Source organism: Brevibacterium sp. Z349TD_9, assembly GCF_056173565.1.
On sequence record NZ_CM149680.1, the window covers coordinates 423,648 to 439,892 of the forward strand.

17 protein-coding genes are annotated in these 16,245 nt (G+C 67.6%); 6 read left to right on the forward strand and 11 right to left on the reverse strand.

What is annotated here, in order from left to right:
• Positions 1 to 109: 109 nt before the first annotated feature.
• A complete protein-coding gene (locus AC0VYB_RS01850; protein ID WP_475384955.1) occupies positions 110 to 1,162 on the forward strand; it encodes an LCP family protein in 1,053 nt (350 codons plus the stop codon).
• 142 nt (positions 1,163 to 1,304) lie between these two features.
• Here the strand turns inward: AC0VYB_RS01850 and AC0VYB_RS01855 are convergent, their stop codons facing one another.
• Together AC0VYB_RS01855 and AC0VYB_RS01860 are read right to left on the reverse strand one after the other, a co-directional pair.
• Positions 1,305 to 2,792: an MDR family MFS transporter gene (locus tag AC0VYB_RS01855; protein ID WP_475384956.1), complete on the reverse strand. Its 1,488-nt coding sequence runs from the start codon at positions 2,790 to 2,792 to the stop codon at positions 1,305 to 1,307.
• Positions 2,792 to 3,157, reverse strand: coding sequence for a DoxX family protein (locus AC0VYB_RS01860; protein WP_475384957.1), 366 nt, complete (start codon positions 3,155 to 3,157; stop codon positions 2,792 to 2,794). The genes AC0VYB_RS01855 and AC0VYB_RS01860 overlap by 1 nt, the downstream gene beginning before the upstream one ends.
• 232 nt (positions 3,158 to 3,389) lie before the next feature.
• On the opposite strand from AC0VYB_RS01860, the gene AC0VYB_RS01865 reads away from it, so the two are divergent.
• The gene (locus AC0VYB_RS01865) at positions 3,390 to 3,812 is read left to right on the forward strand and encodes a winged helix-turn-helix transcriptional regulator (protein WP_223289975.1); all 423 of its coding nucleotides are present in this window, start codon (positions 3,390 to 3,392) and stop codon (positions 3,810 to 3,812) included.
• 107 nt (positions 3,813 to 3,919) lie between these two features.
• Here AC0VYB_RS01865 and ykgO read toward each other — a convergent pair whose 3' ends face one another.
• The 3 genes from ykgO to AC0VYB_RS01880 all read right to left on the reverse strand — a co-directional run bounded on the left by ykgO (position 3,920) and on the right by AC0VYB_RS01880 (position 6,248).
• Entirely contained in the window at positions 3,920 to 4,042 is a 123-nt protein-coding gene (gene ykgO / locus AC0VYB_RS01870) for a type B 50S ribosomal protein L36 (RefSeq protein WP_009377295.1), read from the reverse strand.
• 78 nt (positions 4,043 to 4,120) lie between these two features.
• Entirely contained in the window at positions 4,121 to 5,776 is a 1,656-nt protein-coding gene (pgm, locus tag AC0VYB_RS01875; RefSeq protein WP_101624401.1) for a phosphoglucomutase (alpha-D-glucose-1,6-bisphosphate-dependent), read from the reverse strand.
• Positions 5,777 to 5,921: 145 nt separating this feature from the next.
• The gene (locus AC0VYB_RS01880) at positions 5,922 to 6,248 is read right to left on the reverse strand and encodes a rhodanese-like domain-containing protein (RefSeq protein WP_009377292.1); all 327 of its coding nucleotides are present in this window, start codon (positions 6,246 to 6,248) and stop codon (positions 5,922 to 5,924) included.
• 298 nt (positions 6,249 to 6,546) lie between these two features.
• Here AC0VYB_RS01880 and AC0VYB_RS01885 point away from each other — a divergent pair, with 298 nt between their 5' ends.
• Entirely contained in the window at positions 6,547 to 7,326 is a 780-nt protein-coding gene (locus AC0VYB_RS01885) for a pyridoxamine 5'-phosphate oxidase family protein (RefSeq protein WP_475384958.1), read from the forward strand.
• Positions 7,327 to 7,416: 90 nt separating this feature from the next.
• Here the strand turns inward: AC0VYB_RS01885 and AC0VYB_RS01890 are convergent, their stop codons facing one another.
• The 6 genes from AC0VYB_RS01890 to AC0VYB_RS01915 all read right to left on the reverse strand — a co-directional run bounded on the left by AC0VYB_RS01890 (position 7,417) and on the right by AC0VYB_RS01915 (position 13,354).
• Positions 7,417 to 8,880 (reverse strand): FAD/NAD(P)-dependent oxidoreductase, encoded by a 1,464-nt coding sequence (locus AC0VYB_RS01890; protein WP_475384959.1) that lies wholly within the window; start codon positions 8,878 to 8,880, stop codon positions 7,417 to 7,419.
• Entirely contained in the window at positions 8,877 to 9,239 is a 363-nt protein-coding gene (locus AC0VYB_RS01895; RefSeq protein WP_140955333.1) for a (2Fe-2S)-binding protein, read from the reverse strand. The genes AC0VYB_RS01890 and AC0VYB_RS01895 overlap by 4 nt, the downstream gene beginning before the upstream one ends.
• Positions 9,236 to 10,501 (reverse strand): NAD(P)/FAD-dependent oxidoreductase, encoded by a 1,266-nt coding sequence (locus tag AC0VYB_RS01900; RefSeq protein ID WP_475384960.1) that lies wholly within the window; start codon positions 10,499 to 10,501, stop codon positions 9,236 to 9,238. The genes AC0VYB_RS01895 and AC0VYB_RS01900 overlap by 4 nt, the downstream gene beginning before the upstream one ends.
• Positions 10,502 to 10,514: 13 nt before the next feature.
• Positions 10,515 to 11,279 (reverse strand): GntR family transcriptional regulator, encoded by a 765-nt coding sequence (locus tag AC0VYB_RS01905; protein ID WP_101624406.1) that lies wholly within the window; start codon positions 11,277 to 11,279, stop codon positions 10,515 to 10,517.
• 35 nt (positions 11,280 to 11,314) lie between these two features.
• A complete protein-coding gene (locus AC0VYB_RS01910; RefSeq protein ID WP_475384961.1) occupies positions 11,315 to 12,322 on the reverse strand; it encodes a proline racemase family protein in 1,008 nt (335 codons plus the stop codon).
• 102 nt (positions 12,323 to 12,424) lie between these two features.
• Positions 12,425 to 13,354, reverse strand: a complete 930-nt coding sequence (locus AC0VYB_RS01915) for a dihydrodipicolinate synthase family protein (RefSeq protein WP_475384962.1) — start codon at positions 13,352 to 13,354, stop codon at positions 12,425 to 12,427.
• A 165-nt stretch (positions 13,355 to 13,519) separates the two neighbouring features.
• Between AC0VYB_RS01915 and AC0VYB_RS01920 the strand changes: the two genes are divergently transcribed.
• The 3 genes from AC0VYB_RS01920 to AC0VYB_RS01930 all read left to right on the forward strand — a co-directional run bounded on the left by AC0VYB_RS01920 (position 13,520) and on the right by AC0VYB_RS01930 (position 16,136).
• Positions 13,520 to 15,013, forward strand: a complete 1,494-nt coding sequence (locus tag AC0VYB_RS01920; RefSeq protein ID WP_475384963.1) for an alanine/glycine:cation symporter family protein — start codon at positions 13,520 to 13,522, stop codon at positions 15,011 to 15,013.
• A 272-nt stretch (positions 15,014 to 15,285) separates the two neighbouring features.
• Positions 15,286 to 15,891: a hypothetical protein gene (locus tag AC0VYB_RS01925; RefSeq protein ID WP_475384964.1), complete on the forward strand. Its 606-nt coding sequence runs from the start codon at positions 15,286 to 15,288 to the stop codon at positions 15,889 to 15,891.
• Positions 15,892 to 15,902: 11 nt separating this feature from the next.
• Entirely contained in the window at positions 15,903 to 16,136 is a 234-nt protein-coding gene (locus AC0VYB_RS01930) for a hypothetical protein (protein ID WP_475384965.1), read from the forward strand.
• The last annotated feature ends 109 nt before the right edge of the window (positions 16,137 to 16,245 follow it).

Below are 16,245 nucleotides of genomic sequence, written 5' to 3' on the forward strand. Positions count from 1 at the left end.
TCGGCAGAGCGGGTCATCGGGACGTCATCGGACCCCTATACAATGAGCGGGATTGCCCACTCTCCTCTGCCGGCCCCTGCGCCGCCCCGAACCCAGATCCGGAGCGCCGATGACGGACAACAACCCGTTCGATGACATCTTCACCAACGACAACGACAGTGAGGAATCCCGACGACCTCGACGGAAGAAGAAGCGCGTGTGGCGCAAGGTCCTCGTCGGCGTCCTCGTCGTCGTCGTCCTCGGCGTCCTCGGCGTCGGCCTCTACCTGTGGAACGTCGGACGCACCTTCGATGACAAGGCCAACCAGCTGACCGACGAGCAGGTCTTCGGTTCGCAGCGCCCCGATGCCAACCCCGAGGGCGGAACGAACATCCTCCTCCTCGGCTCCGACGAGCCGATGAAGGACGTCGACGTCAACTCCTCGCGCGGCCTGCGCTCGGACTCGATCCTCGTCATGCACCTTCCGCAGAACGGGTCGAACGTCCAGATCATGTCGATCCCGCGCGACAGCTGGGTCGACATCGAAGGCCAGGGCAAGGCGAAGATCAACGCGGCACTGTCCTACGGCGGACTGCCCCTGGCCGTGAAGACGGTCTCTGACTTCATCGGCACCCCCATCGACCACGTCGCCATCATCGACTTCGAGGGCTTCAAGGGACTCACCGACAGCCTCGGCGGGGTCCGGGTCAACTCCGAACAGGCGTTCACCCAGAACGGGTACACGTTCGAGAAGGGCGAGAACCTCCTCAACGGCGACGAGGCGCTCACCTTCGTGCGCGAGCGCAAGAGCTTCAAGGACGGCGACTTCCAGCGCGCCCGCAATCAGCAGGCGTTCATCAAGGGCCTCATCAATGAGCTCATCTCTGCCGACACCCTGTCGAATCCGGCAAAGATCCAGGAGATGGTCACCGAGTTCGCCCCGTACATGTACGTCGACTCCGGTCTCAACGCCCAGTACATCTCCTCGACCGCGTTCGCTATGCGCGACGTCCGCCCCGGCGACATCGAGTTCTTCACGTCCCCGACCGCCGGCGTCGGCCGTTCGGCTGATGGTCAGTCGATCGTCAACGTCGACCAGGACGAGCTGAAGAAGCTCCAGGACGCGTTCAAGAACGACACCGTCGACGAGTACGTCAAGTCTGCGCCCGAAGCTCACCTCTGATCGCTTCGGTTCCGACAGCCCCTCGCCGAGGCGGTCGTCCGGAACCGTGCGAACCCCGCCGAGGCGGGTGATCACAGCAGAGCGCCCCGCCCCGGATTCCTCCGGGACGGGGCGCTCTGCGCTGCTCAGCTCTCTGGCCGGTTCATTTCGCGGACGGCGACGCTGGAGCGGCGAGCGGGGCCGGATTGCGGACGAACCAGCTGCCGACGACGGCGATGAGCGAGAGTACCGCGCCGGCGAGGAACGCCACCGAGACCCCGTCTGCCTGCGCGGCGACCGGGGCCGCTCCCGAACCGGCGGCCTCGACGGTGCCGATGCTGAGCACGGTGATGAACAGTGCCGTGCCGATCGCCCCGGCGACCTGCTGGATCGCACCGACCGTCGCCGACCCGTGCGAGTAGAGCTGCGGGGTAAGCGATCCGAGCGCCGAGGTGAGCAGCGGCGTCATCATGAAGGCGACGCCGATCGAGAGCCCCATGTGTCCGAGGAGGACGAACCAGGCCGGTGAGTTCTCGTCCAGCTGGGTGAGTGACCAGAGCACGCCGCTGGCTATGAGCGCCCCGGGGATGACGAGCGGTCGCGGACCGAAGCGGTCGAAGAGGCGACCGACGATCGGCGCGGCCAAGCCCATGACGAGGCCACCGGGGAGCAGGAGCATCCCAGTCGTCACCGAATCGAGGGCGAGGACGCTCTGCAGGTAGATCGGCAGGAGGATGATCGAACCGAACATCGCTGCCATCATGACGACGACGAGGCCGATGGCCAGGGCGAACGTCCGTGACCGGAACACCCGCAGATCGAGCAGGGCCCGGTCGTCGCGCTGGAGGACGATCTGCCGCCAAATGAACAGTCCCAGGCTGAGCACACCGACGGCCAGGGCGATCAGCGCTTGAGGGGCGGAATCGGCAGCGGCACTGCCGAGCGTGCTGAACCCGTAGACGAGTCCACCGAAGCCGAAGGCGGACAGCGGCAGGGAGACCCAGTCCAGCGGTGAGTGGCTCTGTTCGCCGATGTTGCGCAGACGCAGGGCCCCGATGATCATCATGAGGATCGCCACGGGCAGAATCGTCCAGAACAGGAAGTGCCAGTTGAGCACGTTGAGGATGAATCCCGACAGCGTCGGTCCGAGAGCCGGGGCGACGGCCATGACGATCGTGATCCGACCCATGAACCGACCGCGTTCGTGCGCGGGAACGAGGGTCATGATCGTCGTCATGAGCAGCGGCATCATCATCGCGGTGCCCGAGGCCTGGATGACGCGGGCGACGAGGAGGACGGAGAACTCCGGTGCGAGTGCGCCGAGTAGTGTACCCGCGGTGAAGAGGCTCATCGCCAAGAGGAACACCTGTCGAGTGCTCAGCCGCTTGAGCAGGTAACCCGTCGTCGGAATGACGACAGCCATGGTGAGCATGAACGCCGTCGTCGTCCATTGGGCGAGGGTGAGCGTGACGCCGAGGTCGGTGACGAGGTGCGGGATGGCGACACCCATGACCGTTTCGTTGAGGAGGGTGACGAAGGCGGCGCCGAGGAGGAGCCAGATCACCCCCGTGCCCGAGCGCGGGGTTGCCGGCTCGGGAGTCGGGTCAGCGACCGAGGCCCGGTCGACTTCAGTGGATTCCCTCATCGTCATCAGACCCCCGCTATGCGCAGACCTGCGACGGCGAGCGCGATGATCAGGAAGACGATGTTCGGCACGAACGGCTCATTGTGCTTCCTGTGGGCGAAGATCGCGAGGAACTGGATGAGGGCGAGTCCGAGCGCGGAGACGACAGTGAGCCAGGGGAGGATGCCGAGAAGTGCGGGCAGGATGATGCCGATCGCCCCGAGGATCTCGACGATGCCGATCCACCGGACCTGACCGGGTGTGTAGTCGAGGAGGGTGGGCATCGGCTTCGTCGAATTGTGCGGGCTGCGCACCTTGGCGAGGCCGGCCATGAGGAAGAGTGCGGCGAGGAGGCCGGAGAGGACCCACGTGATGATGGAGAGAACGAGCATTGTGCCCCTTTCGGACGGTTCGTACTGTCAATAGTTACCAGTGGTAACCTAGATACCGTCGGTAATTATTCCGCAGGGTGTGGCACGCACAGCAACGTCACCGAGTCACACGGAGGTAACCATTTGACCTGGCCAGGAGCGATGTCCGTGCCAGGTGAGACCCGCCTCGACGAATGAGGCGAGCTCGGGGTGCCCAGCGAGGCCGGCAATGCGAGGGGATGAGAGGAAGGCGATGACTGACCCATCAGTGAGGAACGATGCCCGTGGAGGCGTCGACGAACCGCGCATGGAGGCGATCTGTGAGGGTCCGAACGTCGACCCGGAGGTGTTCCGATCGATCCTCGCCCGCGTCGGCGACAAGTGGTCGATGATGCTCATCGGCATGCTGCAGGAGGGTCCGCGGAGGTTCTCCGAGCTCAAGTCGATGACTCCGGGGATCTCGTCGCGCATGCTCACGCAGACGCTGCGTCAGCTCGAGCGCGACGGTCTCGTCGAGCGGGAGATGTTCGCGGAGATCCCTCCCCGCGTCGAGTACCAGGTGACGCCGTTGGGCCTGTCCCTCGTGCCCGCCGTCCTCGCACTTGCCGAATGGGCGGCCACCCACACGGCCGAGATCGCTGCCAACCGCGACGCCTACGACGCGGCAGCAGAGTGAGAGACGTCCCCGCGGGGACGTCCTGGGCCGTCTCGCCGACGACCGCACACGAGAAGGGCGCCGGTTCCCGAGATGGGAACCGGCGCCCTTCTGCATGTCTCAGCTGATCAGCCCTGGCGCGACTTGAAGCGCGGGTTGAGCTTGTTGATGACGTAGGTGCGTCCGCGACGACGGACGACCTGCGAACCCGGCTGCTTCTTGATCGAGCGAAGGGAATTCCTGGCCTGCATGACTGCCTCCTAGTTGACGATTGAATGAGTCAACGGAGAACCAGGCGAGAGTATTCCGCAGGCCCTAGCGTCCGAGCCTCACCCCTGCGGCTGCTTGCCGAGCACCCCGTCGACGAGGCTGCGGGCATCGTGCTGGACGGCGCGCAGGTGGTCCTCGTCGCGCAGGGACTCGGCGTAGATCTTGTAGACGTCCTCGGTGCCCGACGGTCGCACGGCGAACCAGGCGTTGTCGGTCGTCACCTTGAGCCCGCCGATCGGGGCGTCGTTGCCGGGTGCCGAGGTGAGCACCGAGGTGACATCCTCCCCGCCGATCGTCGATGCGGTGACCTGCGAGGGTTCGAGGGCGCCGAGGCGGGCCTTCTGCTCGCGGTTGGCCGGCGCGTCCTGGCGGGCGTAGGCACTCGTGCCGAACTTCTCGGCGAGCTTCGCATAGCGCTGCGACGGAGTCTGCCCGGTCTTCGCCGTCATCTCGGAGGCCAGCAGGGCGAGGATGATGCCGTCCTTGTCCGTCGACCATACCTTGCCGCCTCGGCGAAGGAAGGATGCACCGGCGGATTCCTCACCACCGAAGGCCAGGGTCGAGTCGAGGAGGCCGGGGACGAACCACTTGAAGCCGACGGGGACCTCGAAGAGGCGGCGCCCGTGGGCGGCGACGACCCGGTCGACGATCGAGGAGGTGACGAGCGTCTTGCCGATGGCCGCCTCGGCGGGCCAGTCGGGACGGTTCTCCAGGAGGTAGTCGATGGCGGCCGCGAGGTAGTGGTTGGGGTTCATCAGCCCGGCGTCGGGGGTGACGATGCCGTGGCGGTCGGCGTCGGCGTCGTTGCCGGTGGCGATGTCGTAGTCGTTCCGGGAGGCGATGAGCCCGGCCATCGCGAACGGCGATGAGCAGTCCATGCGGATGTTCTCGTCCCAGTCCAGCGTCATGAACGACCAGGTGGGGTCGAGTTCGGGGTGGACGACGGTGAGGTTGAGGTCGAAGTCCTCGGCGATGGCCGCCCAGTAGTCGACGCTCGCCCCGCCGAGCGGGTCCGCACCGATCCTCAGCCCGGAGTCGCGGATGAGGTCCATGTCGATGACCGAGGAGAGGTCGCCGACGTAGTTGGAGATGAAGTCGAAGTTCTCGGTGTTCTCGAGATGGAAGGCACGCTGGAAGCTCGTGCGCGGGATCTTCTCCCACCCGGCTTCGAGGTAGGCGTTGGCGCGGTCGGCGATCCATTTCGTCGCCTCGGTGCCGGCGGGCCCACCGTGGGGCGGGTTGTACTTGATGCCGCCGTCGGCCGGGGGATTGTGGCTGGGGGTGATGATTATGCCGTCGGCCTGGGCGTCGCCGATCGACTTGCCCGCATTGAAGCCGAGGATCGCGTGCGAGAGCGCCGGGGTCGGCGTGTAGCCATCGCGTTCGTCGATGAGGGCGGGGACGTCGGCGGCGGCGAGGACCTCGAGGGCGGTGAGGAACGCCGGTTCGCTCAGCGCATGGGTGTCGCGGCCGAGGAAGATCGGCCCGCGCACGCCGTGGTCCTTGCGGTAGTCGACGATGGCCGCGGTGATCGCGGCGATGTGGGCTTCGTTGAACGCCCGATTGAAGCTCGAGCCGCGGTGCCCCGAGGTCCCGAAGCTCACGGCCTGTCCCGGCACCGAAGGGTCCGGAACGAGGTCGTAATAGGAGTCGAGGAGTGCGGGGACGTCGATGAGGTCCCTGTCCTGGGCGAGCTGGCCGGCACGAGTAGTCATATGCCTACCTTGCCAAATGCGTCCGCGTCGACACAGTCAGGGCCCCCGAGTTCTTGCATCGTGGACGCAGACGCCCATGCATGAGGGCAGGTCACAGGCGGTGGTCAGCCCACGTCCAGGGTCGCGGCGTCGTGCCGCGACCGCTTCACTTCACCCAGGGTTCCTGGCCGGTCTCCGAGACGATGGGCTTGCCGTTGTCGATGTTCCACGAGCCCATACCGCCTTCGACGTTGTAGGCGTCGAAGCCGTTGAGGTTGAGCCACGCCGTCGCCCGCAGCGACCGTCCGCCGGTGCGGCAGATGATGTACATGTCATCGTCGAGCGGCAGATCGTCGAGGCGTTCGGGCAGTTCGCCGAGGGGAACGTGGATCGCGCCCTCGATGTGTCCGGCTTCCCACTCGTCGTCCTCGCGCACGTCGATGATCGCGGCGCCGTCGGGGATCTCGGTCACGGTGACAGATGGTTCGCTCATGCCTCCCAGTGTAGGACCGTGCCCAGGCGGCCGCATCAGCCCCATCCCCTCGCCGAGGCGGTCGGACCGTCCCCGGTGGGTCCGCGGTTCCGCAGTCGCAGTGTTTCGCCGAGGTGGCCGAACGCGCGCAGCCGAGTGCGATGCGCCCGCCGCCGGCTGAGAGCCGCCAGTTGAGACAAGGCCACTGTTGTTTTCGGCGCGCTCGTGTGAGAATGACGGCATGACCGTCCGTGGCCTGCCGGGCAACCGCTCGAGTGCAGGCACTCAGGGACGGAATCCGTCTGCGAAGGGGAGCATCATGAGCCGCAACAGGAATGAGTCCAACGGAGAAGAGACGGCACGCGACGCCGCCGCCGGCCTCGACCACGCCACTGAGAAGATCGGCGGCACGTCCGACATCGAAGAGGGTGCGAAGGTCGGCTACACCGAGGAGAACGTCGAAGTCCGCGCCCAGGAGACCGCGACCGCCGAGGGCTTCACCCTCTACCGCAACCCGGACGGCTCGCACACCGCGATCGACGAGTCCGCGACCGTCGGATACGCCGCCACCGGTCCGCAGCGCGACGCCACTGACCGTCGTCACCGACGGGACGAGTCCGCGACCGACGATCTCGACCAGCGCGACGTCGTGCGCATCCTCCGTGACGCCAAATACGTCATGCTCACGACAGCGCTCGCCGACGGCAAGCTCCTCGCCCACCCGATGGTGCCGCAGCAGGTCACCGACGATGCCGACGTCTGGTTCTTCATCGGCCTCGACGGCGATCAGGCCGGAGCCCTGCGGCAGAACCCGCACGTCAACATCGCCGTCTCCGAGGCTGGGAACTGGCTCTCGGTGGCCGGCATGGTCGAATTCGTCGACAGCCAGGCGAAGATCGACTACCTCTGGAACGACGATGCGGCCACATGGTTCGAGGGCGGCAAGGAGGACCCGAACCTCGGCCTCCTCCACGTCGTCACCGACTCCGCTCAGCACTGGGGGCTCAAGGGCGGGAAGGTCGCGGGCCTTGCGCAGATGATCAAGGCCAAGGTCACCGGCCAGCGTCCCGAAGGCGGAAGCCAGACGACGGAGCTCTGAGTCCGGCCCTCGGTCAAGCCGGAGCGCACTTTTCGACGGTTCCTCGCCTCGATATGTGCGCTCCGGCTTGACCGAGGAGGGTCTTCGGCTTCACAGGTCGAAGAACGTCGACAGGGGCACCGGCTGGGCGACCGGCCGTTTCATCGTCTGCGCCAGTGAGGCAGCTGCATCCTCGGCACGCGCCGGATCGCCGGCACCGGCTGGAGCCTCGCCGCCGCGACCCGCCAGGCACGTCACGGCGAATCCGCACTCGCGGCCCTGGCACCAGCCCATGCCGGCACGCGTCATGTTCTTCTGCGACCGGGTATCGGTGGCGGCCAGCCCGTCGCGAGCACGGACGATCGCACCCGCTGAGACCTCCTCGCACCGGCAGACGATCGTCTCCTCGCCGAGGCGGTCCTCCCACCCAGCAGGCACCGGATGAGCCCGGTGCATCGCTGCGGCGAACGCCCGGTGACGGGCGATCGTCGCCCGCTCGGCGCGCAGCCCCGGCGCCGTCCGCCCGGTGACCTCAGCGGCGGCGACGGCACCGGCGACCCTGCCCTCGGCGACCGCGAGCACGGCACCTCCGACCCCGGTGACCTCTCCGGCGAGGAGGAGTCCGGGCACCGAGGACCGCTGACCCTCGTCGACGATGGCGACGAGCGACCCGTCGACATCGACCCGTGTGCCCGCCCCGAGGGACACCGGCAGCTCGAGCTGCGGGGTGAACCCCCACCCCAGACCGACGGCGTCGATGTCGTCGAGGATCCGTTCAGTGCCGGGCACCACCTCGCCGAGGTGGTCGATCCGTGCCGTGCGCACGGCCTCGACCCGGTCGTCGCCGAGGATCTCCGTGACCACGGTCTGGGTCCGATAGGGGATGCGCTCGCGGAGGAACGTCCACGCGTAGCCGGCGCCCTCGAGCGCCTTCTCCGGCACCCCGGCGGCCGACCTCACGTGGGGAAGCCATCCGGTGAGGCGGGAGGATTCGAGGACGGCGGCGACCTCGCCGCCGAGCCGGACGACGGTGTCGGCGACGGGGAGGAGGAACGGGCCTGTCCCGGCGATGACGAAGCGGCTGCCGGGCAGCAGGCCGTTCTGCTTCGCGAACCCCTGGACACCGCCGGCGGCTATGACCCCGGGCAGGTCCCAGCCGGGGATGGGGATCTGCCGGTCGTAACCGCCGGTGGCGATGATGAGGCGCGACGCCCGGACGACCGGGTCGGGAGACTGTCCGGGGCCGTGGCTCGGGGCGAGCCGCAGGATGAAGCCGTCCTCGCCCGCTGCCACCGCCCACACCGAGGTTGAGGGCCGGAAGTCGATGACGCCGGTGGCGATGCTCGCATCGAAGGCCGCCCGCAGAGCGAGGTAGTCGTCCCACCCGTGGTGGAGGTGCCCGTCATCGCCCGCCGAGGCTTCGGTGCGGTGCCGCCAGAACTGACCTCCCGGTTGGATGGCCGAATCGACGACGAGGATGGTCGACGCTCCGCCGGCGGCAGCGGCATTCGCTGCCGCGAGGCCGGCCGGCCCGGCTCCGATGACGGCGATGTCTGCCGTGAGAGCGGGACTCATCGTCTGCCCCGATTGTCGGCGGTCGTCCCATCGTCACCGCGGGGAGGTGGGCCGTCGGCGCGGGAAGGCCGACCGCCACCGCGGGGTGTCGGACGCACCCGACGAGCGTGTCCGCCCGCACTGCGGATGTCCATGCCCTCGGCGAGCGGGATCATGCACGCCCGCTGCCCGGTCTGACCGTCGATGTCGACGAGGCAGTCGAAGCACACGCCGATCCCGCAGAAGAGTCCGCGCGGCCGACCAGCCCGGGTCGTCCGCCAGCTCGTGCGTCCCGAAGCGAGGAGGGCGGCGGCGACGCTCGCTCCCGCGGGCGCGCTCAGCGGGGATCCGTCGAAGGACGCGGTGACCTCATCGCTCATGCCGACTCCTCCCTCCGTGTGGGGACAGCATTTCGCACTGTCGCCTCGACCCCCGCCGGCCCGACGATCCCCGAATCCCCGGTGACTTCTGCCGGCCCGTCGAGGAGTCCCGACTGCTCGAACCGTTCGGGGGCGAACGGCGTGAGGTCGCGGTCCGCGTCCTCGCCTGCCATCGCCTGGGCAAGGAGCTTGCCCGTGCCCACCGACAGTCCGATGCCCGCACCTTCATGACCGCACGCATGCCAGAGCCCCGGCGCCCGCGGATCGGGTCCGATGACCGGCAGATGATCGGGACAGTACGGGCGGAAGCCGTGGTAGTGACGGAGGATGCGGGTGTCTGAGAGGAAAGGGAAGAGGGCGGCGGCGTTCCGGGCGATCGCCCCGAGCGCCTCACTGCTCACCCGTTCGTCGAAGCCGACGCGCTCCCGGCTCGAACCGATGAGGATCGACCCGGCCGGGGTTCCCTCGACGACGGGACTCGCCTGGAGGTCGTCGGCGGAGCTTCCGACGTTGTCGATGTACTCGGCGGCGTAGACCTTGTGGGCGATCATCGGCGGCAGGGGTTCGGTGACGAGGACGAAGCCGCGCCGCGGCAGGACGGCGAGCTCGATCCCGGCCATCGCGGCGATCTCGCTCGCCCACGTCCCTGCGGCATTGACGATGTGCCCGGCGGAGTACGACCCGGTCGGCGTTCGAACCCCGGTGACCCGATCGCCGGCGCGCAGCAGCTCGACGACGGGGGAGTCGGTGACGAGCCGCGCCCCGCGGTCCTCGGCGAGGGCGAGGAGATGGCCGGCGGCGAGCATGGGCTGGACCTGGGAGTCATCGGGATAGAACGCGGCCCCGAGCGCCTCGGCGGTGATATGGGGTTCGAGCTCGCGCAGCTGATTCGGGTCGAGCGGGATCGCTTCGACGCCGAAGGCCCGCTGGGCAGCGGTCACTCGGTCGAGAGAGGCCAGGCTCGATTCGCGGGAGGCGACGATGATCCCGCCCTTGGCCTCGAACTCCCAGCGGTCGGCGAACTCGGCGAGTTCGCCCTTCCACAGGCTCAGCGAATACTGGGTGAGCGCGAGCTCGGGTCCGAGTTCCTTGTCGGAGACGAGGAGGTTGCCCTCACAGCGGGACGAGGTTCCCGAGGCGGGCAGACCGCGGTCGACGACGGTGACGCTCAGACCCGCGCGGGTGGCGTAGTAGGCGATCGCGCTGCCGACGATGCCGGCGCCGATGACGAGAACGTCGCTGGTCCCGTCCGGCCGCCTCATGCGCCGAGGCCCATCACGGTGCATCTCCCAGGCCGCCCGAACCTCCCGTACTGCCCGCACTCGCACCGCCGGCGCTCCTACCACCGGCACCTGCACCGCCGGCATCGCCGGCGTCGCCCGCCTCGCCGCCGGTCGCCCAGATCGAGCGGGCATGGCCGATGTGGGCGCGCATGAGCGCCTCGGCGCCGGCCCCGTCACGGTCGCGGAGGAGACGGATGAGCTCATGGTGCTCCTGCGCGGAGGCGACGAGTCTGCCCTGGCGGGCGAGCGCGGCGATGCCGTAGAGGCGGGTACGCAGGCGCAGGGAGGTCGCGAGTTCGGTGAGCTGCGGGTTGTCGGCATAGGAGAGGACGCGCGCGTGGAAGCTGCGGTCGTGGGCGAGGTACTCGGCGAGGTCCTCCTCGGCGGCACCCCGGGCGCACGCATCGGCGAGTGCCGTGAGCTCGGCGAAGGCCTCCTCGGTGATGTTCTCGGCGACCGCGTGCATGACTGGCGGTTCGATGAGGAGGCGGATCGCGGCGAGGTCGTCGAGGTCCTTGTCCGTCATCGTCGTCACCCGGAAGCCCTTGTTCTTCACGGTCTCGACAAGACCCTCCCGAGAGAGGTCCATCATCGCCTCGCGCACCGGGGTCGCCGAGACCCCGAGCTGCTCGCCGAGCACCGGCGCCGAGACGAGCTCCCCCTCGGCGAGGTCGCCGGTGATGATCGCCGTGCGCAGGCGGCCCAGCACAGTCTCGCGCAGGTTCTTCGGGCGATCGAGGCGGGGGAGATCCGGCACGGGAGAGTCCTTTCGTCGGCTGACTACGAGGATACTCATAGGAGGAATCCCGCCGGGAACGGATCGGACGGATCGAGGAAGTACTGCGCGGTGCCCGTCACCCAGGCCCGTCCCGTCACCGTGGGCACGACCGCCGGACGGCCACCCACCGTGGTCTCCCAGACGAGGCGGCCGACGAACCGGGAGCCGATGTAGGACTCGTTGACGAAGTCGGTCTCGAGCGGCAGCTGCCCGCGCGCGTGGAGCTGCGCCATCCGCGCACTCGTGCCCGTCCCGCACGGGGACCGGTCGAACCAGCCCGGGGAGATCGCCATCGCATGCCGGGACCGCCGGGCATCCGAGCCCGGGGCCATGAGGTAGACGTGGTGGAGGCCGCTGATGTCGTCGCGCTCCGGGTGGACCGGCGGATCGCTCGCGTTGACCGCGTCCATGATCGCCATCCCCGCCGCCAGCAGCTCGTCCTTGTTGCTCCGATCCTCCCGGAACTCGATCCCGAGACTCTCGGTGTCGACGATCGCATAGAAATTGCCCCCGAACGCGAGGTCGTAGGTGACGGTCCCCAGGCCCGGCACCTCCACCTCGGCGCCGAGGCGGTCGGAGAAGGAGGGGACGTTCGTGATCGTCACGGCATCGGCGTGACCGTCGGTGACGGCCACCTCGGCGAGGACGAGCCCTGCCGGGGTGTCGAGGCGGATCGTCGTCACCGGTTCGCTCACCTCGACCATTCCCGTCTCGACGAGGACGGTGGCGACGCCGATGGTCCCGTGTCCGCACATCGGCAGGCATCCGGAGACCTCGATGTAGAGGACACCCCAGTCCGCGTCGGGTCGGGTCGGGGGTTGGAGGATCGCCCCCGACATCGACGCGTGCCCGCGGGGTTCGGTCATGAGCAGGGTGCGCAGCTCGTCGCGGTGGGTGATGAACCATGTGCGGCGCTCGGCCATCGTCGCTCCCGGGAGCACGCCGACCCCGCCGGTGATGACGCGGGTGGGCATGCCTTCGGTGTGCGAGTCGACGGCGTGAAAGACGCGGGATGTGCGCAAGGCGGCCTCCTCGTTGATGGCCGGGGTCCCCTCGACGGTGAGGGGGTGGGGTTCGGGTGACCGGATCCCGGGAGGTCCCGGGATCCGATCTTCGCATGATATCTAGAGCGCCGAGGCGGTCGCTCGCGTCTCGGACGCGTACCCCTTCGCGGCGGCCGTTTCGGTGTCGGCGACGATGCGCTCGACCAATGGCTGGGACAGCGGCAGGCGCGGGGGACGGCAGAGTCCGCCGCGCAGGCCGAGGACGTCCATCGAGAGTTTGATCGCCTGAACGAACTCGGTCTTCGAGTCCCAGCGCAGGAGCGAGTGGAGGTCGCGGTAGATCTCCTGGGCGCGGACGAGGTCGGCGACGTCGCCGGAGGTGCACAGCTCGAAGAGCTCGATGCACGCGCGGGGGATCGCGTTCGGGTAGCCCGAGACCCAGCCGACGGCGCCGGCGAGGCCGACCTCGAGGACGGTGTCGTCGGTGCCGATGAGGATGTCGAGGGTGGGGGCGAGCTCCTTGATCTCGTAGATGCGGCGGGGGTCGCCGGAGAACTCCTTGACGCCGACGACGTGGCCGGCGGCGTGGATCTCGGCGATGAGGGAGGGGACGAGGTCGACCTTCGTGTCGATGGGGTTGTTGTAGGCGACGACGGGCAGGCCGACGGCGGCGACCCTTGCGTAGTGGTCCTTGACGATCTCGGCATCGGCTCGGTAGGTGTTCGGCGGCAGCTGCATCACCGAGGTGGCGCCGGCCTCCGCTGCCTGCTCCGCCCACCGCTGGGACTGGAGGGCACCGTAGGCGCCGGTGCCGGCCATGACGTGGAAGCCTGAGGGGCTCGCCTCGACCGCGGTGGTGATGACGCGGGCGCGTTCGTCGTCCGAGAGTGTCTGGTACTCACCGAGCGAGCCGTTGGGGGCGACACCGTCGCAGCCATTGGCGGCGAGCCACGCGACGTGCTCGGCGAAGGCGTCGTAGTCGACGGCGAAGTCGTCGGTGAACGGCAGGGCGGTGGCGACGATGACACCGTGCCAGGGCTTGGTCGACATGGGTTCTCCCTCTGGATCGATCGCATCTTCTTTAATGCGGTGTGACATGTTACTGTGCAATGGTACACACACGGAGTGGTGCGTGTCACGTTCCCCGGTTCCCCGTTCCACGGTCCCGTTTCCGCAGCCCCTGTCACTGAGTCCATGTCACAAAGGAGTCGACCAATGGACGACCTGCTCGACGTCATCGGCACGATCAACACCGGCATCTGGAATCCCATGGCCTATATGGCCCTCGGCCTCGGCCTGCTCTACACGATCTGGACGGGGGCCGTGCAGATCCGGCGGCTGCCCGACCTCGTGAAGATCCTCAAGGAGAGCTCCGCCGGCGACGAGGGAGGGATCTCGAGCTTTCAGGCGCTCGCTCTGACGCTCTCGAGCCGTGTCGGCGTCGGCAACATCGCCGGTGTTGCCACGGCGATCGCCGTGGCCGGACCCGGCGCCCTGTTCTGGATGATCGTCATGGGCATCCTCGGCGGGGCGACGGCGTTCGCCGAGTCGACGCTCGCCCAGGTCTTCAAACGCCGCATCGACGGCGAGTTCCGCGGCGGCATCCCCTACTACATCGAGCGCGGCCTCGGACAGAAGTGGCTCGCCGTCATCGCCGCCGCTGCCACCGTCATCCTCTACGCGATCCTCGCCCCCGGCGTGCAGAGCTACAACATCGCCAACAGCGCCAACGTCGCCTTCGGCACCCCCGAATGGGTGACCGGCCTCATCGTCGCCGTCGTCTTCGGCATCATCGTCATCGGCGGCACGAAGCGGATCACCGCGGTCGCCGACAAGGCGGTGCCGTTCATGGCCGCAGGCTACATCCTGCTCGCGATCGTCGTCATCGTCGTCAACCTCGACAAGGTGCCCGCGGTCATCGCGCTCGTCTTCAGCTCGGCCTTCGGCGTCCACGAGGTCTTCGGCGGCATCGTCGGCGCGGCCGTGGCGTGGGGTGTGCGCCGGGCCGTGTTCTCCAACGTCGCCGGCGTCGGTGAGGGCACCTACGCCTCGGCGGCGGCCTCGGTCTCCCACCCGGCCAAGCAGGGCATCGTCCAGGCGTTCTCGATCTACGTCGACACGGTCCTCGTGTGCTCGGCGACGGGAATCATGATCCTCATGACCGACAGCTACAACGTCGTCACCGAGGCGGGACGGACCCTCGTGGAGAACATGCCGGGGATCGAACCCGGCACCGAGAATACCCAGGTCGCCCTCGACTCGGTCTTCGTCGCCCTCGCCCTCTTCCTCTTCGCGTTCACGACGCTCATCGCGTTCAACTACATCTCCACCTCGGCGGCCGCATACCTCTTCAAGGGCACAGCGTTGCGGATCGTCACCCGCATCCTCCAGGTCCTCATGGTCGTCATCGCGTTCCTCTCGGCGATCCTTCCCGCGGACCTCATCTGGGGCATCGGCGACATCGGCTACGGTTCGCTCGGCTGGATCAACATGGTCTGCCTCGTCTTCCTCGCCCCACTCGTCGCGAAGGTGCTCCGCGACTACACGGCGCAGAAGAAGGCGGGACTCGACCCGGTCTTCGATCCGATCAAACTCGGCATCCGCGGCGCCGACGCGTGGACGGGGGAGAACCCGCCGGCCGCCGTCGCCGTCGCCCGCGCGAACAATGAGGAGCTGGCGGGCCGAGAGGCGGACGCGCGCCAGCGGTAGCAGCGCCCTCGGTCGAGCCGGAGCGCACTTTTCGACGCGAGGAACAGTCGAAAAGTGCTCTCCGGCTTGTTTGAGGTGGGTCTCGCCTCGTTCGTCCTGCCACGCGGTTCGAGCGGACGACGTTCGCCTCTCGCGGGGATGAGACGAAGGTCGGCGCTCACGCAGATGTCTGGAAAGCGGTCTGTGATCGTCGGACCACGCCCGGGGAAGACCAATCGATAATTGAAATAGAAACACTACAGATGCCTGCGCAACTGTGTGACGATTGACGGATGAACGAGCAGGGCGAACAGGAAAGTTCGGACTCCCCTGGGTGGTTTGTCATATCGCTGATTGTGATAGTCGTCGTCGCCATCGCATTGGTGATTCTGGCCGTGATCGGCCTCGTGGCAAGCCTCATCGTCTGGGCGATCATCGAAGTGGTGACCGACCACGACAACGCGTTCCGGGTGATCGGAGAGAATGCCGGCCCCTTCGGCGCGTGGGCCGCCGGCATCGTCGGGCTCACGACAGTGGCGGTCTTGGCCAAGACCAATCGCACGCGAGCGCGTGAAGCTGTTCGGAACGACTTCCGCGAGTTCATGCAATGGGCTCTCGAGAACCTCAACCAAAACGATGACATCGTGTCGAGACTGTTTGCGTTTGAGGTCGTCAAACAGTTTGCTGAAACACCGCCGAAGTTCCTTGATCAGAAGAACAAAGAGTTGGCGGCCGAGGTTCACTCCAGGGTCTTGGCGGAGTTGGAGAAGGAGCAGCAGGAAAGGAACAGGAAAGGAGGGAGGAACAGCAGGAAAAGAAGGACGAGATGGACGTTGAAAAATCCGGAGCCGACACCGACAATTGATAGACACCGGTTGAGATCTCGACCGGGCAAGTGAGTGGAGTCGTGATGACCGATCCCCGGATTGATCCCGAATCGGTGCCGGGCCTGAGCAATGAGCGAGCCCAAGTGCTCTTCGACGAGATGGTCCGCGACGCACTGGCCAAGCAAGAGGAACGCGAGCGAGCCGAGGAGCATGACGGCGGCAGGTCCGACCGTCACTCCTCGACGACCTACGCGAAGCGTGTCTGGCGCGACGTCAAGAATGTCCTCAACCCACCACCCCGCAAGAAGCGCACGTAGTCGCGTTTGCGCTGATCGGTAATTGCTGCACCCGCAGAGAACGGGACCGACCGAGACCGTTCACCGCTTCCGCGTCACCGGGGAAGGCAACCTGCGGCCACGCCTCGCC